22 protein-coding genes are annotated in these 24,672 nt (G+C 51.5%); 7 read left to right on the plus strand and 15 right to left on the minus strand.

What is annotated here, in order from left to right; all coding sequences use genetic code 11:
• Nucleotides 1–2: 2 nt before the first annotated feature.
• The gene (locus DESAC_RS13525) at nucleotides 3–512 is read right to left on the minus strand and encodes an OmpH/Skp family outer membrane protein (protein WP_013707641.1); all 510 of its coding nucleotides are present in this window, start codon (nucleotides 510–512) and stop codon (nucleotides 3–5) included.
• 227 nt (nucleotides 513–739) lie between these two features.
• Between DESAC_RS13525 and DESAC_RS16135 the strand changes: the two genes are divergently transcribed.
• Nucleotides 740–979, plus strand: a complete 240-nt coding sequence (locus DESAC_RS16135; protein WP_148231251.1) for a hypothetical protein — start codon at nucleotides 740–742, stop codon at nucleotides 977–979.
• Nucleotides 980–1,069: 90 nt separating this feature from the next.
• On the opposite strand, the gene bamA is transcribed toward DESAC_RS16135, so the two are convergent.
• The 4 genes from bamA to lysS all read right to left on the minus strand — a co-directional run bounded on the left by bamA (nucleotide 1,070) and on the right by lysS (nucleotide 7,275).
• Complete coding sequence (gene bamA / locus DESAC_RS13530; protein ID WP_013707642.1) at nucleotides 1,070–3,706, minus strand: outer membrane protein assembly factor BamA; 2,637 nt, start codon at nucleotides 3,704–3,706, stop codon at nucleotides 1,070–1,072.
• Nucleotides 3,707–3,716: 10 nt separating this feature from the next.
• Nucleotides 3,717–4,433: an ABC transporter ATP-binding protein gene (locus DESAC_RS13535; RefSeq protein ID WP_013707643.1), complete on the minus strand. Its 717-nt coding sequence runs from the start codon at nucleotides 4,431–4,433 to the stop codon at nucleotides 3,717–3,719.
• A 124-nt stretch (nucleotides 4,434–4,557) separates the two neighbouring features.
• Nucleotides 4,558–5,787: a lipoprotein-releasing ABC transporter permease subunit gene (locus tag DESAC_RS13540; RefSeq protein WP_013707644.1), complete on the minus strand. Its 1,230-nt coding sequence runs from the start codon at nucleotides 5,785–5,787 to the stop codon at nucleotides 4,558–4,560.
• 6 nt (nucleotides 5,788–5,793) lie between these two features.
• Nucleotides 5,794–7,275: a lysine--tRNA ligase gene (gene lysS, locus DESAC_RS13545; RefSeq protein WP_013707645.1), complete on the minus strand. Its 1,482-nt coding sequence runs from the start codon at nucleotides 7,273–7,275 to the stop codon at nucleotides 5,794–5,796.
• A 919-nt stretch (nucleotides 7,276–8,194) separates the two neighbouring features.
• Here lysS and DESAC_RS13550 point away from each other — a divergent pair.
• Nucleotides 8,195–8,791 (plus strand): hypothetical protein, encoded by a 597-nt coding sequence (locus DESAC_RS13550; protein WP_013707646.1) that lies wholly within the window; start codon nucleotides 8,195–8,197, stop codon nucleotides 8,789–8,791.
• A 306-nt stretch (nucleotides 8,792–9,097) separates the two neighbouring features.
• On the opposite strand, the gene DESAC_RS16350 is transcribed toward DESAC_RS13550, so the two are convergent.
• Nucleotides 9,098–9,376, minus strand: a complete 279-nt coding sequence (locus DESAC_RS16350) for a hypothetical protein (RefSeq protein ID WP_013707647.1) — start codon at nucleotides 9,374–9,376, stop codon at nucleotides 9,098–9,100.
• 336 nt (nucleotides 9,377–9,712) lie between these two features.
• On the opposite strand from DESAC_RS16350, the gene DESAC_RS13565 reads away from it, so the two are divergent.
• Nucleotides 9,713–10,210: a ferritin-like domain-containing protein gene (locus tag DESAC_RS13565; RefSeq protein ID WP_013707648.1), complete on the plus strand. Its 498-nt coding sequence runs from the start codon at nucleotides 9,713–9,715 to the stop codon at nucleotides 10,208–10,210.
• 115 nt (nucleotides 10,211–10,325) lie between these two features.
• Here the strand turns inward: DESAC_RS13565 and dsrP are convergent, their stop codons facing one another.
• The 8 genes from dsrP to DESAC_RS13605 all read right to left on the minus strand — a co-directional run bounded on the left by dsrP (nucleotide 10,326) and on the right by DESAC_RS13605 (nucleotide 17,030).
• The gene (gene dsrP / locus DESAC_RS13570; protein WP_013707649.1) at nucleotides 10,326–11,483 is read right to left on the minus strand and encodes a sulfate reduction electron transfer complex DsrMKJOP subunit DsrP; all 1,158 of its coding nucleotides are present in this window, start codon (nucleotides 11,481–11,483) and stop codon (nucleotides 10,326–10,328) included.
• A 7-nt stretch (nucleotides 11,484–11,490) separates the two neighbouring features.
• Nucleotides 11,491–12,306, minus strand: coding sequence for a sulfate reduction electron transfer complex DsrMKJOP subunit DsrO (gene dsrO / locus DESAC_RS13575; protein ID WP_013707650.1), 816 nt, complete (start codon nucleotides 12,304–12,306; stop codon nucleotides 11,491–11,493).
• Nucleotides 12,306–12,797, minus strand: a complete 492-nt coding sequence (dsrJ, locus tag DESAC_RS13580; protein ID WP_013707651.1) for a sulfate reduction electron transfer complex DsrMKJOP subunit DsrJ — start codon at nucleotides 12,795–12,797, stop codon at nucleotides 12,306–12,308. The genes dsrO and dsrJ overlap by 1 nt, the downstream gene beginning before the upstream one ends.
• Entirely contained in the window at nucleotides 12,798–14,435 is a 1,638-nt protein-coding gene (dsrK, locus tag DESAC_RS13585; RefSeq protein WP_013707652.1) for a sulfate reduction electron transfer complex DsrMKJOP subunit DsrK, read from the minus strand. It abuts the gene before it with no gap.
• A complete protein-coding gene (gene dsrM, locus DESAC_RS13590) occupies nucleotides 14,435–15,469 on the minus strand; it encodes a sulfate reduction electron transfer complex DsrMKJOP subunit DsrM (RefSeq protein ID WP_013707653.1) in 1,035 nt (344 codons plus the stop codon). Before dsrM ends, dsrK begins: the two co-directional genes overlap by 1 nt.
• Before the next feature lie 46 nt (nucleotides 15,470–15,515).
• A complete protein-coding gene (locus DESAC_RS13595; protein ID WP_013707654.1) occupies nucleotides 15,516–16,043 on the minus strand; it encodes an RsbRD N-terminal domain-containing protein in 528 nt (175 codons plus the stop codon).
• Between the two features lie 221 nt (nucleotides 16,044–16,264).
• Nucleotides 16,265–16,522, minus strand: coding sequence for a hypothetical protein (locus DESAC_RS13600; RefSeq protein WP_013707655.1), 258 nt, complete (start codon nucleotides 16,520–16,522; stop codon nucleotides 16,265–16,267).
• A 43-nt stretch (nucleotides 16,523–16,565) separates the two neighbouring features.
• Nucleotides 16,566–17,030: a universal stress protein gene (locus DESAC_RS13605; RefSeq protein WP_013707656.1), complete on the minus strand. Its 465-nt coding sequence runs from the start codon at nucleotides 17,028–17,030 to the stop codon at nucleotides 16,566–16,568.
• 271 nt (nucleotides 17,031–17,301) lie between these two features.
• Between DESAC_RS13605 and DESAC_RS13610 the strand changes: the two genes are divergently transcribed.
• Entirely contained in the window at nucleotides 17,302–17,490 is a 189-nt protein-coding gene (locus DESAC_RS13610) for a ferredoxin (RefSeq protein WP_013707657.1), read from the plus strand.
• A gap of 72 nt (nucleotides 17,491–17,562) precedes the next feature.
• Here DESAC_RS13610 and DESAC_RS13615 read toward each other — a convergent pair whose 3' ends face one another.
• Entirely contained in the window at nucleotides 17,563–18,069 is a 507-nt protein-coding gene (locus DESAC_RS13615; RefSeq protein WP_013707658.1) for an FKBP-type peptidyl-prolyl cis-trans isomerase, read from the minus strand.
• A 362-nt stretch (nucleotides 18,070–18,431) separates the two neighbouring features.
• Here DESAC_RS13615 and DESAC_RS13620 point away from each other — a divergent pair, with 362 nt between their 5' ends.
• From DESAC_RS13620 to secA, 3 genes are all read left to right on the plus strand, one after another.
• Nucleotides 18,432–21,104: a bifunctional acetate--CoA ligase family protein/GNAT family N-acetyltransferase gene (locus tag DESAC_RS13620; RefSeq protein ID WP_013707659.1), complete on the plus strand. Its 2,673-nt coding sequence runs from the start codon at nucleotides 18,432–18,434 to the stop codon at nucleotides 21,102–21,104.
• A gap of 174 nt (nucleotides 21,105–21,278) precedes the next feature.
• On the plus strand, nucleotides 21,279–21,782 hold the full coding sequence (locus DESAC_RS13625) for an N-acetyltransferase (protein WP_218915684.1): 504 nt from the start codon (nucleotides 21,279–21,281) through the stop codon (nucleotides 21,780–21,782).
• Between the two features lie 254 nt (nucleotides 21,783–22,036).
• Entirely contained in the window at nucleotides 22,037–24,559 is a 2,523-nt protein-coding gene (gene secA, locus DESAC_RS13630; RefSeq protein WP_013707661.1) for a preprotein translocase subunit SecA, read from the plus strand.
• Nucleotides 24,560–24,672 lie beyond the last annotated feature (113 nt).

A 24,672-nucleotide genomic window follows, 5' to 3' on the forward strand; every position in this document is an offset into this window, starting at 1 on the left:
ATTTAACGACCAAAGGCATCTTTCACTTTTTCGGTAATATCAACAGAAGGATCAAAGCCGATGACCACGCGTTTATCGAGAATCAAGGAATATTTCCCCTCCTTGGAAATCTGCTCGATAACCCGTTTAAATTTATCGTACAAAGGTTTCAATTCCTTTTCTTCCAATTTGGCCATTTCCTGCTGCGAGGAGCCGACTTTTTGCCGTAATTCCGCTTCCTTGCGGCCAAATTCCTCTTCTTTCCTTTTACGGGCATCATCTTTCATGACTGCTGCCTGCTTTTGGTACTCCTCCACCTGGCGGCCAAAATCAGTACGGCGGCGTTCAAGGTCTCGGCCCAGCTCTTCGCCTTTGCGTTTGATAGACTCCTGAGCCCGCTTGCCCTCGGAAGAATTAAAAATCACATCCGCCATATCAACGACGGCAACCTTGACATCAGCCGCTGGCGCGGCAGCAGCAAAGCTAAGAATTAAAACCAGAGTGGTGCACAGCTGAAATACTTTTAATTTCATCCATTCCTCCTTATGGAGATATTATATTTGCCCCTTTGCGGGAATCTGTTGGCAAATCTTTGAGAAATAAGGTTCTACCAATATACAGGTCTTTTCCTTAGGCCATACCGGGCAGATTCAAAAATCACTGCGCTGTTAAACAAATTGTCATTCCTGCAAAAGTCATCATGTTCGAAAGAATACCACAAAATATGAAAAAATGATTGGTGGCATAGGCCTCCTGGCCTGTGCATCAGCGTGCCGGCTGGAAAGCCTGCACCACCATCTTTCATTTAAGAGCTGTGGCAGCTGCTCACAACAATGCTTTTTCTGCTCACCGCTCACTGTTTTCATACAAATTTTTGCTCATCGACCATGTTCAACATCAGCGGCGGCCATTGGCCGCGCCCGCCGTTTTTAAGAGCATTGTTTTAATGCAATTACCCGCAAACCAGGCAAATCATTTGCCGGCAGCACAGATTTTCTAATCTGTGCTGCAGTCATTTTTTTCTCGAAGCTCGAAACTTATTTTCTCTATGGCAAAAGCCATTTTCCCATCAGAGCTAAGACAGTAATCGTCAGAAGTTGCCACCCACTGAGAATTCCCAGTTGCTGCGCCGCTCCCAGGGTTTGGGGTTGAGGTTATAACCCCACTCGACGCGTAGCGGTCCCATAGGCGAATACCAGCGGATACCCGTACCGACGCTAGTTCGCATGCTACTCAGATACGATTCGCCGGAACCGTAGACGTTGCCGGTATCGACAAACACCAATCCGGTCAGGCCGACTTTTTTGTATAAGGGGTAGCGGAATTCGAAGTTGAAAAATTGGAATTTGTCACCGCCGATGCGGTCATTGGTTACAGGATCGCGGGGACTGATTTCAGCGTATTTGAAACCGCGAATCGAATCAATACCGCCCAGGTAAAATTTTTCATAGGCTGGCAAGGCACCCCAACTGTTTTTCAGAACATATCCCAATCGACCGTGGATAACACCCACAGTCCCCCAAAATAAAGGATAATACCACCCGGAATCCGCCACAAAACGCGTGAAGGCGGCGTCGCCGCCCAACCCGGCCAATTCAGCGGTAAAACTATTGTCGGACCCACGAGTGGGGGTAAAAATGGCGTCCCGAGAGTCACGGCGGATAGTCAGCGAAGTAGAGCTGGTATTATGAATTTTAGCGGCTTCCAGCAACACCGGCGAGGCGTTTGCCACCATGTCGGTTAAATTGACATTTTCAAATCGATACATCCACAACAGACGGGTATATTCCCACCGCAAGGGATGACCCAGCCTGATATCCCCCCCGCGGCTATCCCGAGTATACTCATAAAATTCCCGCTCCCAATTGTAGGCGTCGAAGCCGAAGCTGAGGGGTTTGTCAAAAAGATAAGGTTCGCTGAAGTTGAGTCGATAGCGGCGGGTGATAGCACCCAAGACGCCCTGAAGACGCAACTGCTGCCCTCGGCCAAAAAGGTTTGACTGCGAAATCTCCACCATGCCGACAACCCGATCTTGACTGCTGTAACCACCGCCGACGCCGAACTGCCCGGTAGGACGCTCCTTCACGGTGATTTTAAGATTCATCTTATCAGGCGCACTCCCCGGACTAGTGCTAAAATTGACGTCTTCGAAAAACTCCAGACGCCTTAGATTCTGCGTGCTTTTTTTGATGTTGGTGGCAGAGAACAATTCTTGTTCATAAACCCGCAATTCCCGACGGATGACCTTGTCCCGCGTCTTGACATTGCCGGCGATCTCGATCCGCTCAAAATAGACTTTCTCCCCCTGGCGGATATCAAAAGTGATATCCACCGTCAGGTCCTGATCATTCTCCTTTAATACCGGCGAAATATCCGCCATGGCGTAACCCTGATCGGCATAGAGATCCGCCAGGGTGGTAAGGTCCTGCTGAATCACTTCCCGGCTGTAAACCTTTTCTTTCAGTATCTTCACTTTTCCAAGCAGACTATCGGCCGGTTCGATTAAATCCCCCTGAAAATCAATCTTGCCAACTTTGTATTGAGGACCTTCATCTATAGGGATTGTAATATAGATGCCCTTTGATCTGACCTCGATCTCCGGTTCGCCCACCCGGGCCTTGATATAACCGTGATTAAAATAAAAAGCGGAGATTTTCTCGGCATCCCGCTCCAGGACATCCTTCTTGACTATTCCCGAACCCGTAATGAAACTCAATAGGGTCTTTTCCTTGAGCTCCATTACCTCTTTCAGCTCTTTATCTTTGAAGGCGGCATTGCCGGTAAAATTGATCTGTCGGACGTAGAGTTTTGCACCTTCACTAATATCTAAGACTAAATTTACTTCAGTAGGCGTCTCTGGCTCTAAGTTATAATTAATTTCGGCTTCATAATAGCCTTTCTCACGATAGAGGGCCTTAACCTTGTTGATATTGTCCCGGATAGTGGCGTCGGAGGCGATGGAGTACTGCTTAATGTCCATGGTCTCCAGGATTTTTTTGGTCTTTATTTTCTTATTGCCCCGAACCAAGATCTGGTCAATGGACGGTTTTTCCTCCAGCAGAAAGGTGACCACCCGTCCTTGTGGGGTGTCGGTGACGTCAACTTTGACATCAGAGAAGTATCCCATGGCATAGACAGCTTTTAAATCCTCACGCAGCTTAATAGTAGAGGTCAAATCTCCCGACCGGGATTGGATAGTGGCCAGAATGGCATCATTCTCAATACGTCGGTTGCCTTTAAATTCGATCTTGGCGATTCTTTCCTGACCCATAATTTTCAGGCCGGCTTCTTGAGCCAACTTCCGGGCAAGTTGAGATGCCGAGGCCAGACCGACCCCTTCAAACTTCAGATTGATCGGGGCTAGTTTCCCAGTAAGATCGACTGCCTGTGCCTCCAGTGCCACCGTGGGTCCGATTTTGACCAATGAACCGGCGATGATGGCATCAACGTTCAGTTTCTTACCGATTTCCGTCGCTAGTTCAGGAGTCAGGGGAGCTTTTCGGAGAGCAATCTCTCGTTCTACCTCTCCGATCGGAACCATCCCAAAACCATCTTTTTCCATCTGCTCCTGAATGGTCTGCTGAACTTTTTCACTGACGCCGGGCAGCGGCTCTTTGCTCAAGATAGTAAAGGGAAAGACCGCCAAGCGTTTTAAGGTGATCTCTTGAGCAGCCGAGGGCGTAATCCAGAACAGACATAAGATTAGGGTCAGAGATAGTCTTTTCACAAAAAACACCTCAATTGTGATCTTGGGAAAGCCGCACCACCTTGCCTTCTCTGATGGTGATCTGGTTGCCGAGAAGTTCCGCCAGTTCCAGATTATGGGTGACTACTACGGTTGTCAACCTTTTTTCCCGATTCAAACCGATCAACAGTTCGTGAATCTGCCTGCCGATGCGGGGGTCCAGATTTCCAGTAGGTTCATCAGCCAATAGGACATCCGGATTCATGACCAAGGCTCGAGCCACTGCCACCCGTTGTTGTTCCCCTCCTGACAGGGCACCGATACGGTGCCGCAACCTTTCTTGAAGTCCCACCTGCTGCAATATGGCCTCAGCCCGGTCTTGGGCTTCGGACTTGGCAAGCCTGGCAATTAAACCAGGCAGCATGACATTTTCCAGGGCATTGAATTCGGGCAGGAGATGATGAAACTGAAAGACAAACCCTATCTTGCGATTGCGGAAGGCGGCCAGCTGCTCGTCATTAAAGGTGAAGATCTCTTCCTCGCCCCACAATAGCCTCCCCGCAGTAGGACGCTCCAACGCACCGATGATGTGCAACAGCGTCGACTTGCCCACACCCGAGGCGCCCACAATGGCCAGACTGTCCCCCGGCATAATCTCCAGATCAACGCCTTTGAGCACCTCGACCCGATTGCCGTTGGAAGTAAACGTCTTGATGAGATTTTCTAAACGTATCTGAGACCCGAGGCGTAGACCGGGTGTTGTTATCATGTTGCATCTCTCAAGGAATCTGGCACCGGAAAGCGTCTCCGGACTTTCCTGGCCATTCTCATGACTGTCTGTTGAATAAAAATGCCTTGGGCGGGTTTCTCAGCCCCCAAAAACTTCGCCAAGCTTAACCGAAACGAATGGCTTCGACCGGGTCCAACCGGGAGGCCTGCCAGGAAGGATAAATAGTCGCCAGAAAACTGATGAGCATCGTGGCCCCGGCGATCAAGGCGACATCCAGGGATTCCACCTTCACCGGCAGAGTCGAAATGTAATAGACATCACTGGGTAGTTTGATAAATTCATATTTTTTCAACATGGCGGTCAGCAGATAACCCAGCCCGAGGCCTAAAACGGTACCGATGGCGCCGATAATCAACCCTTCCAGGATAAATATCTTCATTATACTCCGCCGGGTGGCCCCCAACGATTTCAGGATAGCGATATCTTTATGTTTTTCCATGACCAACATGATGAGCGTGCTGGTTATGTTAAAAGCGGCCACCAGGACGATCAGGGTGAGAATGATGAACATGGCAATCTTTTCAAGCTTAAGGGCGGCAAAAAGGCTCCGGTTCATACGCATCCAATCGCGGGTCTGATACCCCGGACCTAAAGCGGTTTGAACGGCTGCGGCAACGGTATCGGCGGCGTAGATATCGTCAACCCGGATTTCCAAACCGGTGACTTTATCGCCCAGTCCCAAATACTCCTGCACCTGGGGAATACTGGCATATACCAGGGTATTGTCAAATTCAAACATGCCGGAATGAAAGATGGCCCCGACCTGGAAATTTTTCACGCGTGGGATGCGCCCCATTGGGGTCAGTGTCCCCAGAGGAGAGATGATTTTGATCTGGCTGCCGACCCTGACACCGATATTTTTGGCCAATTCGTTGCCCACGGCGACTGATGGCAGTTCTGCCGGCTGCACTTTATCCAACGTTGTGAAGCTGCCGTCCCGCACTTCGATGGCAGCAGGACCGCCCTGATGGATACTGGCCAGGTCCAGCCCCCGGATTACCCCGCCGGAAATATTGTTCGGACCCGAAAACATCACCTGGGTATAAATAAATGGCTTGGCTGAGGCCACCCCCGGCACGGCTTCTACTTTTTTTACCAAGGCATCGTAGTCGACAATGCTATAGCCGGGTTTAATCAGGATGACATGTGCGTTGACACTGAGGATTTTTCTCTTCAGGTCTTGATCAAAGCCGGTCATCACCCCGATCACTACCAACAGGGCCATAACCCCCACCGCGACCCCGGCAATCGAAATAAAAGAGATGAGCGAGATGAATTTTTCCCGGCGTTTGGCCTTAAGATACCTTAAAGCCACGAGCCGCTCGAATTGCATGAATTGTTATCCTTCGGGGCGTAACTGAGGGAACAGGATGACGTCCCGGATAGATGCCGAATCGGTGAGGAGCATCACCAAACGATCAATGCCGATACCCTCCCCCGCCGCGGGCGGCATTCCGTATTCCAAAGCCCGGACAAAATCTTCGTCCATAAAATGGGCCTCATCATTGCCAGCCTCCCGCGCCGCCACCTGTTTTAAAAAACGCTGCCGTTGGTCATCCGGATCATTGAGTTCCGAAAAACCATTGGCAATCTCCTTGCCGGCAATAAAGAGTTCAAAGCGGTCGGCCAATTCGGGGTTGACCTGGTTCCGGCGGGATAGCGGCGAAATTTCAACGGGGAAACCGGTAATAAAGGTCGGTTGGATCAGCTTCGGCTCCACGTGTAGATCGAATAGCTTGGCCATGGCTCGCCCATAGCCTTCGCCGGGGCGCAGGGTCACACCCTGCTCCAGTGCCAACTGCACCAACGCCTGCCGGTCTTGCACCAGGGCCGCCGGGATGCCGCCCACCCTGGTCAAAGACTCTTGCATCTCCAACCTCTGCCACGGAGGGGTAAGATCGATTTTGTGACCCTGATAATCGATCTGCCGGCCGCCAGTAATCTGCGTGGCAATCTGGCCGAACATCTCTTCGGTCAACATCATGAGGTCTTCATAGGTGGCATAGGCCTGATAGAATTCCATCATGGTGAATTCCGGATTATGCTGCGTAGAGACACCCTCATTGCGAAAGCTCCGGTTGATTTCAAAGACCCGTTCGAAGCCTCCCACCAAGAGACGCTTGAGATATAACTCCGGGGCGATGCGCAAATAAAGAGGCATCGCCAATACATTATGATAGGTTTGAAAAGGCCGGGCCGTGGCACCGCCGGGAATGGGCTGCATCATGGGGGTTTCGACCTCCAGAAATTCCCGCTGTTCCATAAAATCCCGCACTAACCGAATAATGCGGGACCGGGCCCGAAAAACGCCTTTTACCTCCGGATTGACAAATAGATCTAGATACCGCTGACGATACCGGCGCTCCACATCGCTCAGACCGTGATATTTCTCCGGCAGCGGCCGCAAGGCCTTGGTCAATAAGATAAAATCCTTAACCTGCAAGGTAAGTTCATTGGTCTTGGTCCGAAAGAGGCTGCCGCGAAAACCGACAATATCCCCCAAATCCAGCCGTTTAAAAAAAGTGTAAGCCTCGGGACCGACCTCCTGGCGTTGGATATACCCCTGCAGACGGCCGCCATCATCTTGAAAATGGAAAAAACTGGCTTTGCCGAACTGCCGCATCAGCACCAAGCGGCCAGCCAGACTAAAGATCTGGCCTAACCCATCCAGTTCCGCCCCGGTCAACCCCCCATACGCCGCCATCAACTCACTGATGCGATGCTCCGGATGGAAGGTATTTGCAAACGGCTCGAGGCCGGCGTCACGCCACTCCTGAACCTTCTTCCGGCGCTGTCCGATGATGTTTGATTCTTCTTGCATATTATTCTCACGCCACACCGCCGCCCGCGGCTAGGCATTCATTATGACGCCCAAACCGCACCCACTAACGGCACAAGCAGTTCAAGTGGCTTAAAAAGGCGAGGGCTGGCATTGATTCTTTCTACTATTAATTTATCTTATGAAACTTAAAATATTAGCTTTTGTTAGTCAAGTTAAAAGTCTGATGCCAAAAAATAACGGAGATCAGACACTTTCCACCGCTTATAAATTGTCATATTCTGGTGATCACAACGAAATATGAAAACAGAACCGTGGCGGCTGTTCACAATAGTGCTGTTTCTGCTCACCGTCCATTGCCCACTGCCCACTGTTTTTATACATGTTCACATGTTCTCCCGAACACAACGAAGCATGAAAGAATGATTGGTGGCATAGGCCTCCTGGCCTGTGCATCAGCGTGCCGGCTGCAAAGCCTGCACCACCTTCTTTCATACAAGTGCACATGTTCTGCCGAACACAACGAAGCATGAAAACAGAATCGTGGCGGCTGCTCACAATAATGTTTTTGCTGCTCACGGCTCACGGCTCACGGCTCACTGTTTTTATACAAGTCCATATGTTCTGCCGAACACAACGAAGCATAAAAACAGTCGACTTCCAACGGATTGCCAGGAGTCATTACCTCTTACCTCTTACACCTTACCTATAACCTGTTTTTATACAAGGGAGGCCGGCGCCAGAAACCATTAATACCGATTTTGGTCTGTCCTGTAACAAACTGCAACCAGAACAATAATTATGCTATAATTTACAGATTAGAAAATACGTTTGGGGATCAGAGTTAATAGGAAAATAACTTCCGCACCGGAGAGGAGGCCTGTACCACCGGCAGATGATTCTCATGGTGCGCGGGTGACCGACAAGTAATGGCAATCACCAGGAACTAAAGGAGGTGATCATGAGGCTGATCTGGCTGGAACTCAAGCAATGGCTCAAGTCAAGGCTCCGACTGCGCCCGACAATAACCCCTGATCCTCCCTCCCCGACCAAAGCAGCGATGACCGGGCAATCAATCGGCGATTTGCCTCAACCTGATCGATTGATAAATTCATTTACGACTGTCCAGAAGATTCGGGAGAATTTTTATCGCTCCTGTACCGCCATCACAGGTTACCTTGATATTAATCAGATGAACCAGCAAAAGCCATTCTTTAGGATTGAAGCTCCTCTCTGGTTTGAATCAGACTTATTGAGACGCACGGACATCTATGCTATATGCCAACATTCAACACGGGTGTCTCGGGAGCAGATGGAATCAGTCTGTCAAACCCTGGATGCTCTTGGCTTGTGGAAATGGCCCGAGCTCCCGACAAATACCCGGACCTGCGTCATAAGCATCCACTCGTTTTCTTCGTGTTCGCCATATGAACAAAAGAACGACGTCATTCGCAACTGCTCGCGTGCGACGTTCGAGCATGTCTTGGTCTCCATGAAGAAGGTTGTACCCGAGCTGGAATTGCCAAAGCCCCTGTTTGACCATATTCGAAGATTGTAGAGACCGGTTACCCCGCCCCTATTAGGGATAACCCCAAAAATAGAGGACTTTCCGGATGGCGATGAATTGAGCAATCAACCGGAGGCTTAGGCAAATTATTTTTTTGCCATCCTGAACGAATAAATGATCTTAAGCCTATCAATACATTAGATTCGCTACGCTCAGAATGACCATAATCCTAAGATGTCACAAACCCTTACTTTTCGGGAGGTAAGGCGATAAACTTTTTAAAAAAGGTCTCTTGACTTTAATCCTTTTGAATTATAAAATTTTCATTAATCGGTCTATGAAAGACCATACGTAATCCTATGAAGGGAGGAGAACGAAATGCAAGGAGTCCACGAACATCGGCATCTGCATGATCATGAGCATACACACCGGCATGATCATGAGCATCGCCACGGCGAGGTGGTTCATTCTCACGAACATACTCACGTCCATGAGCATGAACATATCCATGAGCATTGTCATCCCCATACGCATGTGGCAAACGTCCATAAGCACGACCATGAACACATGGGTGAGCATGGCCCCCATGAGCATGAACATCCGGCACATTATGCCGAAGTGCACGATCATGCCCATTAACTAGTTGATAAGACTACAGGCTACGAAAGGCGAACCCCCTCAAGGGTTCGCCTTTTGCATGTATGCGTCCAGAGTTGAAAATAGACCGGGCTCAAACCCCTGCTTTCTCAAAGATAGGGCAATCGGCGCTTTACTTTCCGACCGGAAACCGGAAACGATATAATGGCCCCGGTCTTTACAAATCCCTGCCGGATAATTAGTATTGAAATAGGTTAAAAAAGTCCTTTCAAATGTTTTTGCCTTGCGCCGGATGGTCTGCACATCCAACCAAACCGTGTTCGAGGCCATCCTAACAATCACATCAAATACATTCGCACGAAAGGAATAGCACGTATGGGAAAAAGAGGAACAGAAATCGTCGGAATGGATGTCAAAGAATTGCTGGACCTGTTAAACAAGGCCTTTGCCGATGAATGGCTTGCTTATTATCAATATTGGGTGGGAGCCAAGGTCGTGCGCGGGCCGATGAAGGACGCAGTGGCGGCCGAACTTTTGCAGCATGCCACCGAAGAACTGATGCACGCCGACATGGTGGCCAACCGTATCATTCAGCTAGGCGGGAAACCCATTACTGAACCCAAGAAGTGGTATGAATGGTCCGGCTGCGGGTATCTTCCCCCTGATGACGACTACGTCAAGAAGATCTTGGAACAGAACATTGACGGGGAACGCTGTGCCATCTCGTACTACGACCAATTGATGAAAAAAACCCGGGACAGCGATATCGTTACTTTTAATATGGTCACCACCATCCTAGAGCAGGAGGTGGAGCACGAGGAGGACCTGCAATCTCTGCTGGAAGACCTGGAACTGATGATGGGCCGCAGGTAAATTGTCAACCCTGGATACCGAAATTGCACGGGCGGGTATAAAAACCCGCCCATTTTTATGACTCTAGACTTATTTGAAAAAGGACCGGCGCACGAGGCCGCCCCGGCGACCGGAATCAGGCCCTGATCTCTTCCTTAATGGAGACGGCGATCTTATACAAAACCGTCAGGATAAAGAAACCGGTAGCCCAGATACCCAAAGTAATCATGGCCTCCAAACCGGTAGGCCAGTATTCCGTGATGTGCTCCAAGGGGTTGGGGATAAAACCGGCCGAGACCAGACCCAAACCTTTGTCAATATAGGTAGTGATGATGATAAAAACGCAGGCTATGGCCAGGTGATTCTCATTCTGCCGGACTTTCGGCGACACCATGAACAGTGCCGTAGCAATCATGCCCAGAAGAGAGAACCACATGAAGGGCACAAGCTGGCCTTTGCCTTCCAGACCCACGAAGAGATACTTGAAATGCAGCATGTGATCCGGAATCTGGCTGTAGAAGACGGTAAAGATCTCGCAGAAAAATAAGAAGATATTAACCAGGATGGCATAGGTGACAATTTTTGCCAGGGTCTGGATCTGCTCTTTGCCGGGATCAAATTTCGTGTTATTGCGCACCAACAGGCAGAGCAGGATGAGCAGAGACGGACCGGCGGCGAAGGCTGAAGCCAGAAAGCGGGGCGCCATGACGGCGGTCAACCAAAAACCCCGGCCGGGCAGACCGGCATATAAAAACGCCGTGACGGTGTGAATGGAAATAGCCCAGGGAATAGAGACGTAAATCAAAAATTTCACCCAGGGTTTGTACTTGGTGTCGTTGCGCTCCGCTTCCATAACATTCCAGCCGATGACGATGTTCAACAGGAGATAGCCGTTGAGCACCACCATATCCCAGAAGAGCACCGATCCCGGCGTCGGATATTTAATAATATTAAATAACCGGTCCGGCCGCCCCAGATCAGCAACAATGAACAGCAGACACATTGAAACGGCGGCCACGGCCAGGAATTCGCCCAGGATGGTAATACGGCCGAAGGCCTTATAATCGTGCAGATAGTAGGGCAGAACCACCATAACCCCGGAGGCAGCCACACCGACCAGATAGGTGAACTGGGCAATATAAAAACCCCAGGAGACGTCCCGGCCCATGCCGGTAATGCCTAACCCGGTAGTAAGCTGTTGATAATAACCAAGGGCGCCCAAGGCGATGAGAAAACCCAGACCGGCCAGCACCCCAAAATATTTTTTGGTTCCTACAAACGCTTGCTCAAGCATAGACACCTCACACGATGTAATAGACTTGGGGATTTGAGCCCAGATGTGCTTTGCGCCGCAAGGTAAAGTTGGCGCGCAGCAACTCCCGCACCTTAGACTTGGGATCAGCTAGATCGCCGAACACCATGGCACCCCCTGAGGCTTCGACGCAGGCCGGCAGTTGCCCCTTGGCTACCCGCTCATCGCAGAAGGTGCATTTCTCTACCACGCCGATCTCCCGGGTGGGATAATTCATGTTCACTTCCTTCAGATAAGGACGGGGGTCTTTCCAGTTGAAACTGCGGGCCCCGAAGGGACAGGCCGCCATACAGTAGCGGCAGCCGATACATCGATGCATGTCCATCATGACCATGCCGTCCGGACGCCGGAAGGTGGCCTGAGTCGGGCAGACCCGCACGCAGGGAGGATTATCACAGTGGTTACAGAGCACCGGAAACTTCATATGATGCAATTTTTCCGCTAGATTGGCATGCTCATCGCCCGGAAAGGCGTTGTGAAAATCTTCCGTCCAGAGCCACTTAATCCGAAAGCGGTTCTGGTCTTCCGGAGAGACGCCTGCAACCGCTTCTTTCGGCTGAGCAATATTTGGAACATTGTGGGTAAGGTGACAGGCGTTCATACATTTCTGGGCGGTCTTCTCGTCCATTTTGCGCATGTCGATCACCATGGCCCATCTTTTGGCTTTTAAGGCATTAGGCTCCGGGGCGTAGGTTTGGGCCTCCAATTGGCCGGGCGCCAGCAGTTCAAAAGCCGTTTTACCACCCAATCCCAGGAGCGTGGAGAGACCAGCTAAGCGTAAGAATTCTCGTCTGTTTATACCCATTACTTCGCCTCCGACTGCGCCACTTGCTTTTTCTCTTTTTCAAAATGACAGCCCCAACAGTTGGGAACGACTGCGACATAGTTATGGCACTGATCGCAGAACTGACTCTTGTTGGAGTGACATTCCAAACAATTGTTCGACAAGCTGGCGAGATATTTCTTCCCCTTGCTGTTGATATAGTCGCGATGGGCATTGCGGACCGCTTCATCCCGCCAGGATACTAACAGCAGCATGTGGTTGGCCCGCATGAACTCTTTGTCCTCGATACAGGTGCGGTTTTTTTCAGGAAGCGCCATGATAGCAGCGGTGTTGAGTTTAGGATCAGGCGCCGGCACCACCTTGCCGATGTTCTTCCATAGCGGCATCGTCACCAGAATCAGAAATATCGCCAGACCGGCCAAGATGCCTTTGATATTATAAAGCTTCTTGGGTACCTTGGGTTTGTCTGCAAACCAGCCGAATTCGTTTTTATAATCGCCGTTGTGTTCCATTTATTCCGCTTCCTCCTCTTCGGCAGCCTCTTCTCCGAACCCAACCAGATCGCGATCCCGCAGGTCGGTGGTACGTTCAATCTCGTCATCGAAGATCAGGGCGTTGCCCACCATTTCGGTGATGCCGGTAACATCGACCTCGGGCACCCAATACTGCATCAGCGTCGGCAGGGTCGCCCGGTCCAGGGCGCAGACACAGCCAAGATGGTTGACGCCATACTTCTCAGCCACATATTTGACTGCATTGGCTCGGGGCAAACCGCCCAACATCCGGATATCCATGTTCTCATTGGCATTCAGACCGGCACTGCTGCCGCAGCAGAACGTCTTTTCCCGGATGGTGTTGGGTGGCATCTCGAAGAAATTCTCTTTCGGCAAAACCTGGTTGATAATATACCGCGGCTCTTCGAGAAGACCCATAGCTCTCGCCGGGTTGCAGGAATCATGAAAAGTCAGTTTGATATGGGCGTTTCTCTGGGGATCAACTTTGAGCTTACCGTGTTTGAAGAGGTCGGCGGTAAATTCGGAAATATGCACCATCTTGTGGAGTTTGGCGGTCTCGAATTTAGTGCCGGTGATGGGAGAGACCGGCTCTTCCAGAAAATCCACCGGCGCGAACCACGTAGGCATATACTGGTTGCAGACCCGCCACATGTGGCCGCATTCGCCCCCCAAAATCCACTTCACCTTCAGGCGCTTGGCCTCTTCATACATCTTGGCGTTCAACCGTTTGCCCATCTCATGGGACACGAACCATCCGAAGTTACCTCCCTCGGCGGCATAGGTGCTCATGGTGTAATCGAGACCGATATACTTGAACAACAACAGATAGCCCATCAGGGTGTAGGTCCCGGGATCGGCAAAATAGTCCCCCGACGGCACGATGAAGAGAATCTCAGCACCCTTTTTGTTGATGGGCACCGGAGTGGAAATACCCGTGATACGTTCGTTCTCCTCCGCCAAGAAGTCGATCATGTCCTTGAAGGCCTGCGGAGTGGCGCCGATGTGGCTGCCGCGATCATAGCATTGGGCCACGGAAGCCATGGCCCAATCGATATTGAGTCCTACTGATGACAGCAATTCCCGGCCAATCAGGGTCATTTCGGCCATATCTATGCCGTAGGGACAGAAGACCGAACAGCGCCGGCAGATAGTACATTGATGCAGATAAAAGAACCACTCTTTCAGCACGTCTTCGGTAAGGTCACGGGCGCCGGCCAGTTCCCCTAAAACTTTACCCGCGGTCTTAAAATACCGCCGGTACACCGACCGCATAAGTTCGGCCCGCATGACCGGCATATTCTTGGGGTCGCCGGTGCCGAGGAAAAAGTGGCATTTGTCGGCACAGGCACCACACCGGACACAAATATCAAAGAAAAGCTTCAAGGACCGAAACCGCTCCAACCGGTCTTCCATACCTTGAAGAACAATCTCTTTCCAATTATCCGGGAGCTTCCAGTCGTCCTCGGCGACGTTCCAGTCTCTTGGATAGGGATAATCAACTAATTCCACCCACTTGCGGCTGGCGGCGTTGACGTAGTACCCGGGCCGGATATCAGCCTTGGTTTCCATCCAACTTTTGGCCGGAAGCTTGTAATCTATCTGTATTAATTCTGCAGGTTTAGGAATCTTAGCCATTACTTCTCCTTTTCAACTGGCAGTCCAGCCTCAATCATAGCTTCGCGATAATGATCTTCCTGGTGCATATAATCCGGAAATTTTACCGGATAATTCCATGGGTTGACATGCAGCCGCCAGCGATTGTCACCGGGGAGATTCCGGGTGGGGCTGAAAAACACTCCCGGAGCGTGCATCAGTTTGCTAAAGGGAAAATAAACAAACAACACACAAACCAGGAAAAGGTGGATATAAAAGATCGAACCGATGCCCGCCGGAACCACCGGTTTTAAGGTCGCCAGACCGATGGCCAACTGCTTCACTGCAGCGATATCGACCTTATAGAAGTAACGCATCAGGATACCGCTGACGCCGATGGAGATGATCAGCAGCAGGGGGAAATAATCCGCCGCCAAAGAGAGATAGCGCAGCGTCGGGGTGTAGATGCGGCGGGCCAGCAGATAGGTAACCGCCAGAACCAGAATAACCCCGGTCAGGTATACCGTGGGCACGTAGAATTGCACAAAACCGTCGGCTTCCGCCAGAGCCGTAACAAAATGCGGCACCGGTTGGGTGAAAAACCGGATATGCCGCAAGATCACCACCAGAAAGGCATAGTGAAAGGCAATAGCCCCCAGCCATAGCCACTTGTAGGACCAGTAGACCAGGCGGGACTTTTCCGGGTTGTCTTTATCCCGCCGCAACTCACTGCGAATGTTGCGGAAGAGACTGCGAAAAGCCAATACCTCCAGCGCCATGCGCGCCACCGTCCAGAGCCTGGTATCCGGATTGTCTAATTTATCGGCGATAGTTCTCTTAAACCAGGGCAGCGTCCTAACTTGGGCGCACGTGGTGGGAATTTTGAAAGGGACGGGCGACCGCGCCCAACTGATGATCCGATAGATCAGGCCCTCAAAGAAGATGAGCACGGCCAGATACGGGATCACCACCCCGAAAACAAACTCTAAATTGGCTTTGACCCCGATGTAGGCGATGGCCACGAGGGCTAGGACCGCTATCAAGGGCACAAGGAAATGACGCTTAAAAAAATCCATCTACAGTCACCTCATCATTAAATTGATAACCATGCCTATCTTGTGCTTAAGTTCCAGACCGCTCCTCAAAAACCTCAGAGCCTAAACCAAACCGGCGCAACAGGCCGCTGACACATCGTTTAACCTCTGATAATTTAACTTCGTTCAATTTTTCCCGCCGCTCCATATAGACGTTAAAACCCAACAGCGCCAAACCATCGATGCGATCCTCAATCTCATACATCTCCTGGATATAGGCGGGATTCTGCAACTGCTGGGCAAGTTCCGACCGGATGATTTTCTTTAAAAGAAATAAAAAAGCCATCGCCCGCGCAGGGGTGTGCTCCTGGAGGGCTTTAATCTTTAAGACCTCATCCAGATGGGTAAACAACTCCTCGGCTTGGATATCCGAAAGAAAGGCATCCAGCACCCCGGTCAATCCCCGGGTAAGTTGATAAGATATGGGGTTGGCAAAGCGATCTTTCTGCGTTTTTAGGAAACGAGCCGTCTCCGGTACATAACTTTCAAAGACCAAATTGCGCCACTGCTCTAAAATTTCAGCCCTTTTTGCCGCCAACAGATCAATTAATGCCATCGCCCGATTATCCCGTCCATTTTATTTGTGAAAGATACAACATTCTCAAATTTGGTGTCAAGGGAAAAATGCACCATCCCTCTTCTGCCGTATGTTATTGATATTTATATTATATTATAAATTTAGGGGCTCATTGTCGTCCGCTTGCTGCTCTCATAGCCTTCCATCGATCACAGCCTGATCCGGCCTTCTCAGGCGGTAAATTGCCGGACAAGTTGCCCTCACGTGTCAGCCTCAGGAGGCGGCAGGCGAAGGACCCGCTTTTCATGCTTGTCCCCTTGTTCCGGCGTCGGCGACCGCCAGGGGAAGGGAAGCTTCCCGCCATACTTCGACAGGTCAAACCAATAGAGGTTGACGGTCAATAAGAGGCTCAGACCGACAATATAAGCCGGACTATCCGCCTCCACTGCCCTCAAGAGGAACTTGGCGGCAATAAAACAGCAAAAGAAGCGCACGCCAAAACCGAAAATCCATCGCATCGGATCTGCTCGAACCGGCAAAATTCCTGAAATCCGGCGTTGTTTAACTCGCCATGGGGGTTATCAAATGCACCGGCACCGTCGACTGCGCCATGATCTTGCGGGCGACACTGCCAAAATCGGCGCTCTTCTGATCCAGGTCGTCATGGCCCCGGCCATGGGCGGTGAGCACCACGATATCCGCCTTCTCCTCTTGTATTGCCTTGAGGATTTCCGCCGCCGGATCCCCCTGGACCAACTTCAAACTCATAAAGGGACATGCCTTGAGATTCTGATCGCAGATGGCCTCCATCTGTTTCTTTGCCTGATCTAACTCCCATTCCTGAAAATGTCTCAGGTGTTCGGCGCTGGGATAGCTGTAAGCGCCGGTCATCGCAGTCAGATCGGTCCCCACGTACATCAATACGACCCGAGCCTGATATTTATCCGCCAGGGAGACCACATGCCTCGCAGCCTTTAGAGAATTCCTGGACAGATCGGTAGGCCACAGAATAGTCTGTACCTCCATAAAAAAAACCTCCTCCGCTCAGCCTTATCAATCATTGGTTGCCTGTGAGAATACCACATTCAGTGATATCTAACAAAACTTTTATGTGAAAAAAATTATTTTTACCGAAGCCGAAAAATACTATTCCGTGGAAAAACAACGACTATAATTACAAATCTCCCTGGAATCATTATATATACTATAATGGCAAGAATTTCTTGACAGATGTGATTGTGAAGGATAATTTAATCCTAGCATGCGCGGTAATCTTTAAAAGGAGGATGAATCTCTCATGGCCTGGAATGTTGAAGTTGATCATGACAAATGTACCGGTTGCGAGGAATGTGTTAACGTCTGTCCTGCTGGTGTCCTTGAGATGCAAGACGGCAAATCTACTCCGGTCAATATTGATGAATGTCTGGGGTGTGAAAGCTGCGTTGAGGTTTGCGAGGCCGGCGCTATCACCGTTACCGAAACCTAATCACTGGACCACGGTCAGACGACGCTGGCCGCACCGACGCAGCCAGCGTTGTTTGGTTCTAGCACCTGCCTCTCAGGTTTCACAGCTCTCCAACTCCCCCGCACAGGCCTCGCACTGTTGCAACGGTGCCAATTCCGGCGGCGTCGCCGGCCGCACTTCTAAGATCTTAACCCGATAATGCAGGTCCTCTCCCGCCAGGGGATGGTTCTGATCCACTATCACGACCTCACCTTTGACTTCGACAATTTTATAGGGGTACTCGACGGGAATGGCGCAGGGGTATGGCACTACCGCCTGTCCGGGTTGCAGATCAACATGGTATGGAAAGCGTTTGCGATCCCATTCCTGTACCAGCCAGGGATCACGCAACCCGAAGGCCTCGGTCGCCGGAATAATGAATCGACGCTCCTCCCCCGGTCTCATCCCCAGGAGTTGGTTCTCCAGAGCTGGCAGCAGTTCCCGATAGCCGACCACGAAGGTAAGCTCCTCCGGCTGCTCGGCCGATCCCCGGATATACTCGCCGGACGCCATCTGCAACCAATAAGCCAGACGCACAAAACAATCACGATGAATGATCATGTATAATTCTCCTCAAAAATCGACTTAATTTTTATGCCTATGATATCTAAAATTTCTGAATCAGGCAATCACGCCCCACTGCAAAATATTCTCTTTCTGTCAGGACACCTGAGCCATCTCATAGACATCCACAACGGATGAGGTTTGAATAATAATAAAGACTTTTAAAAATAATTCTTTATACTTAATTAGTCTCCAGTCGGAAAGAGCTTTATTTTTGGGGTTATCCCTTGGTCAGGAGGCTCATAATCATGCAGCTAATCGAATCTCAAACCTCTTTTCAACTGTTTTCTGACAGGTTTTGCAGAGTAAATGTGAATTTCAACTGCGGTCTGGGATGACGCAGCCAAGCGGAGGCCAGGATGCCCAACCACATCCTCGATACATTTTTTAAACCACAGTCCATTGCCGTTGTTGGAGCCAGCCCCAAGGAGAACAGCATCGGCCGCACCCTGGTAGAGAATCTCCAGAAGGACGGCTTCCCTGGGAACATTTATCCTATCAATCCCAAGCACAAAGAAATCTTAGGTATTCCGGTTTTCCCGTCAATTGCGGCCGTGCCTGCCGACATTGACCTCGCCATTGTTGCCGTTCCCATTAAAGGGGTAGCGGATGTCATGCGGGAGTGTGGCCAGGCCAAGGTCTCCGGGGCAATCATCATCTCCGCTGGCGGCAAGGAGGTGGGAGAAGAAGGGGAGAAGATCGAGGCCGACATCCATGCTGCGGCGCAGGCCTACGGTATCCGCTATCTTGGGCCCAACTGCATGGGGATTCTCTGTCCCCGGTCCCGCCTTAACGCCAGTTTTGCGGCGCATTCGGTACGACCCGGGAGTGTGGCCCTTCTCTCCCAGAGCGGCGCCATTTGCAGCGTCATCCTCGACCTGGCCGAGTCTCAGAACATCGGCTTTAGTCACTTTGTCAGCATCGGCTCCATGGCGGACCTCGATTTTGCCGAAATGATTGACTACCTGGGTAACGATGACCAGGTGCGCAGCATCCTTATCTATATGGAAAACCTGGTGCACCACCGCAAGTTCATGAGCGCCGCCCGTTCGGTATCCAGGGTAAAGCCAATCATCGTGGTAAAGTCTGGCCGAAGCGAAGCGGCCGCCCGGGCGGCAACCTCGCATACGGGCGCGTTGGCCGGCAATGATGCAGCTTATAATGCTGCGTTCCAGCGGGCGGGCATCATTCGGGTGGACACTATTGCTCAGCTCTTCGACTGTGCCGAGGCCATGGCCAGAACGAACCGTCCTCTGGGAGGGAATCTGGCAATCATCACCAATGCCGGGGGATTAGGGGTAATGGCAGTGGACGCCTGCAGTAAGTGGAAGCGGGAGCCAGCGGTCTTGAGTCCTGAAACCGTGGCGCTGCTTGATAAAGGATTGCCGCCCTATTGGAGCCGGAGCAATCCGATTGATATTCTGGGCGATGCACCGCCGGAGCGTTATCTAACCGCCGTGCGTGGGGTCATGGCTGCCCCGGAAGTCTCTGGCGTGCTTGCCCTCCTCTCACCGCAGGCCATGACCGATCCCACCGCCGTAGCCCAGACCCTGATACCCGAGATCAAAAAACAGGCCAAGCCCTTCTTTGCTGTCTGGATGGGGGGACAGGACGTGACTGCGGGGATCAAGCTGTTAAATGAGGCTGAGGTCCCCACCTTCGGAACCCCCGAGGAAGCGGTGGATACCTTTATGCAGATGTACTCCTACACCCGTAATCTGGAGCTGCTTCAGGAAACGCCGCCTCGGCTATCCGCTGATTTGAAGGTGAATACAAAGCCGGCCCGAACCTTCATTGATGAGTGCTTCAAACGCCAAACACTGCTCCTGACCGAAGTGGAAGCCAAAGCCATTCTCTCGACGTATGGCCTACCGGTAAATCCCACGGTGACCGTGTCTTCCGCTGCCGCAGCGGCCGCCGCCGCCAAAAAGTTGGGGTTCCCGGTGGTGGTGAAAATCCACTCCCCTGAAATATCTCATAAGTCGGATGTGGATGGAGTACGGACCTTTCTTAAAACTGAGGAGGAAGTGGCAGCCGCTTTTGAGGAAATCGTGAATCGGTCTCGGGCCGCCAAACCCGGAGCCAGGATCTTTGGCGTAACCGTTCAGACCCAGGTGGAAAAATCGACTCTGGAACTAATTCTCGGAGCCAAGAAAGACCCTCAGTTCGGCCCCTTACTGCTTTTTGGGCTGGGAGGCATACACACCGAAGTCCTCCAGGAAGCGGCTGTGGATCTTCCACCCCTCAATCTGCTCCTGGCCCGGCGGCTTATGGAGAGAACCCGCATCTATAAGATTCTTAAGGGATATCGCAACATCCCGTCCGCCAATCTGGAACTTTTAGAAGAAGTGCTTGTACGCCTCTCCCAACTCGTAACAGACTTCCCGGAGATAGCGGAACTCGATATCAACCCCCTGCTAATCAGCAATGGCCGTCCAGTTTGCGTAGATGCGAGGATCCTTTTGGAACCCAGTCCCGTTCGAGCTCCCCGGCATCTGATTATCGCCCCCTACCCCAACCAATATGAGAGCGATTGGCTCCTTGAAGACGGAACGCCGGTGCTGCTGCGGCCCATGAAGCCTGAAGATGAATCCCTGGTATCTGAGTTTCTCAGTAATTGTTCGGAAGACAGCATTTATTTCCGCTACTTCCAACATATAAAAAAGTGGACCCATGAAATGCTCATTCGCTTTACCCAAAACGATTACGACAGAGAGCTGGGTCTGATGGCAGTTGGCCAGCCGCCGGGTCCAGAGGTTATGTTGGGAGTAAGCCGCCTGGTAATGGCCTCCGACCGGTCCACTGCGGAATTTGCCGTGATTGTGGCAGACCCCTGGCAGGGGAAAGGCCTGGGTGAAAAACTTCTGGAACGGATCATTGAGATTGCCCGGGATAACGAAGTCACGAAGCTCTATTCCGAGGTCCTGGCTGCCAACCTGCCAATGTTGGGTCTGGTAGAAAAATTAGGCTTTACCATTAAGGCCGCCGACCAGGGGGTGAGGGAGGTGGAGATGCCTTTGGCAGTGAAATAAGGTGTGATCAGAACACCAATACTGTTCCCATCTTGCTTTCGTACCTCGCGAGAATTTAGGGTCATGAAATATTTTGGCAAACCTCCTCTTTATTAATATAATGCTGCGGTATATGGAGTCGACAGCTAAAAGCTGACCGCACCCTGAAACTGTTGAGATGCCTGGGGTGAAGCGATGGAAACATCGGCAGACCTCAGTCTAGAGGAGAGCATGGCCACCGGATTAATCAGAAAGGCGCGCATTGCCGACATCAACGCCATCAGGAAGATTTTACAGCTCTTTGCCGCCAAAGGAGAACTGCTGGCCCGTACTATGGCGGAATTATACAGCCTGGTGCGTGACTACTACGTTTACCAGGAAGACCACAACAGCCCTGTCATCGGCGTTTCGGCCCTGCATGTATGCTGGGAAGCTCTGGGAGAGGTGCGCTCCGTAGCAGTTTTAGAGCAGTACCAGCGCCGGGGCGTGGGTGCCCGATTAGTCGAAACCTGCCTCTCCGAAGCCATCACTTTAGGATTGGAACGGGTCTTTGTCTTGACCTACCGCCCCGATTTTTTTGCACGATTCGGCTTTGAAGTGGTGGATAAAAATATATTGCCGCATATCGTCTGGGCCGACTGTGTCCGCTGCCCCAAGTTCCCCGAATGTGATGAAATCGCCATGCTCCTCAAATTTTGACCGCGGCCGGATCGTTTCAGCATGTCCCGCCGCCCTATTGGCCATCTTGACAAGCACCTCTGAGGGGAGTACATTGACATATATGTCAAAACTACCTAAGAAGAGAATTGTATTTATATTCTTAGACACCTGAAACAGTACGTTCTCACCGCCCATCTCAACTATCAAAAGACCGACAAACCAACCTGAGAGGACGACATTATACGAGGCAAGAAGCCTGTCCGTCAGGTCTGGCCACCTCACTGAGGATAGATATGTTTGGATATTTTCTAAAAAAATTTTTCGGCAGTAAAAATGAACGCGAACTACGTCGGATGGCGCCCCTGGTGGATCACATCAACCGCCTGGAGATCGAGATCCGCCAACTACCAGACCACCGTCTGCAGGCCAAGACCGGAGAATTCAAAGAAAGGCTGGCGAAGGGAGAGGCCTTGGATGATCTGCTTCCCGAAGCCTTTGCCGTCGCCCGTGAGGCATCGCTGAGAGTTTTGCGGATGCGTCCCTTCGATGTCCAGCTAATCGGCGGTATCGTCCTGCACGAAGGCAAGATCGCTGAAATGAAGACCGGTGAAGGCAAAACCCTGGTGGCCGTTCTGCCGGTTTATCTCAATGCCCTCACCGGCCTGGGCGTCCATGTAGTTACGGTAAACGACTATCTGGCGCGGCGTGACAGCGAGTGGATGGGCGGCATCTACCGTTTCCTGGGATTATCGGTAGGCGTTATCGTCCACGGTCTCAATGACGACCAGCGCCGGCAGGCCTACGACGCCGATGTCACTTACGGCACCAACAATGAATTCGGATTTGATTACCTGCGGGACAATATGAAATTCTCTCTGGAAGACTATGTCCAGCGCGAATTCAATTACGCCATCGTTGATGAGGTCGATTCCATTCTAATCGACGAAGCGCGGACGCCGTTGATTATTTCCGGACCGGCGGAGGAATCCACCGAACTGTACCACCGCATTAATCGCGTCGGCAACATGCTCCAGCGGGACAAAGATTATACTGTAGATGAGAAATCCCGCGCCGTGGTGTTGACCGAAGCCGGCGTCGGACGGGCGGAAAAGATCATGAATCTGGACAACCTTTACGATCCCTTCAACATCGAAATCTTGCACCATTTAAACCAATCTCTGAAGGCGCACGCCTTATTTAAGAAAGACGTTGACTATATCGTTAAGGACGGCCAGGTCATCATCGTCGACGAGTTCACCGGTCGATTGATGCCGGGCCGGCGCTATTCCGATGGTCTGCACCAGGCACTGGAGGCCAAAGAGGGGGTGCGAATCGAAAATGAGAATCAGACCCTGGCCTCTATCACCTTCCAGAATTATTTCCGTATGTATCAGAAGCTGGCCGGCATGACCGGCACGGCAGACACCGAAGCCGAGGAGTTCAAAAAGATTTATAATCTAGAGGTTATGGTAGTCCCCACTCACAAACGGATGATCCGGGTAGACCACCCCGACGCCATCTACAAAAGTGAATCTGAAAAATTTCAGGCAGTGGTAGAAGAAATCAAGGACTGCCACCAGCAGGGACAACCGGTGTTGGTGGGCACCACGTCAATAGAAAAGTCTGAGCGCCTAAGCCGGATGCTGAAGGCGCAGGGCATCAAACACGAGGTGCTCAACGCTAAACACCATGAAAAAGAGGCCCAGATCGTCGCCCAAGCCGGCCAATCAGGGATGGTCACCATCGCTACCAATATGGCCGGCCGGGGAACCGACATCGTCCTCGGAACAGGAGTAGTAGATCGGGGCGGATTGCACATTATCGGCACCGAACGCCACGAAAGTCGCCGCATCGACAACCAGTTGCGGGGCCGCTCCGGCCGCCAGGGCGATCCCGGCTCCTCCCGATTCTACCTATCCCTCGAGGATGATCTGCTGCGCATCTTCGGCTCCGACCGCATTAAAAACCTCATGGGACGCCTGGGTATGGAGGATGGTCAGCCTATCGAACACCGGATGGTCAGCAGCGCCATCGAACGGGCTCAGAAGCGGGTGGAGGCCCATAACTTCGATATCCGCAAACACCTCCTCGAATACGATAATGTCATGAATAAACAGCGGGAGGTCATCTACGGAAAACGCCGGGAAATCCTGGGCGGCGAAGATCTCGAAGAAGAGATCCAACAGATGGCCGCAGATATGGTGGACGGACTCCTGGTACAGTTCACCGATCCCCGCACCATGCCCGAGGATTGGGACCTCAAAGGCCTGGAGGAAGCCCTGTGGCGCCAATTCGGCCTGCATATTGAGCTATCCCGCCTGAGCCCCGAAAACCTCGACGGAGAAAAATTACCGGAATTGCTACACCAACAGGTACTGGCTGCTTTTGAGGGCAAACGGCAGGCCATCGGTCCAGAATATTTCCCGTCGCTCCAACAACAGATTATGCTGCAAATGGTGGACACCCACTGGAAGGACCACCTCCTGGCCATGGATCATTTGCGGGATGGCATCGGCCTCAGGGGTTACGCCCAGGTAGATCCGCTCCGGGCCTACCAAAAAGAAGGCTATGACATGTTCATGGAGATGATGCAACGTATCCAGGAAAACACCGTGCGGACTATCTTCCTCATCAGGTTGCGGCAGCCTGAGGAAATTGCCCTGCTGCAAGGCCGTCAGACCCCCATGAGCTACAGCCACAGTGGCACCGGTGAAAGCCAGCCGGTCAAAAAGACGGCTAAAAAGGTCGGCCGCAACGACCCCTGTCCTTGCGGCAGCGGCAAAAAATATAAAAAATGCTGCGGCAATAAAACATAATCAGAGGGGCAGAGATCAAGTTCAGAGGCTGGAGGTAAGTTTAGGGTATTTAATTCATCTTCTAAACCGAATTTTTCCGGGCAGATCTCTTAGCCCTCATCAGACCTTTCAGG

It is taken from the genome of Desulfobacca acetoxidans DSM 11109, from assembly GCF_000195295.1.
In the GTDB taxonomy this organism is placed as follows: Bacteria; Desulfobacterota; Desulfobaccia; order Desulfobaccales; family Desulfobaccaceae; genus Desulfobacca; species Desulfobacca acetoxidans.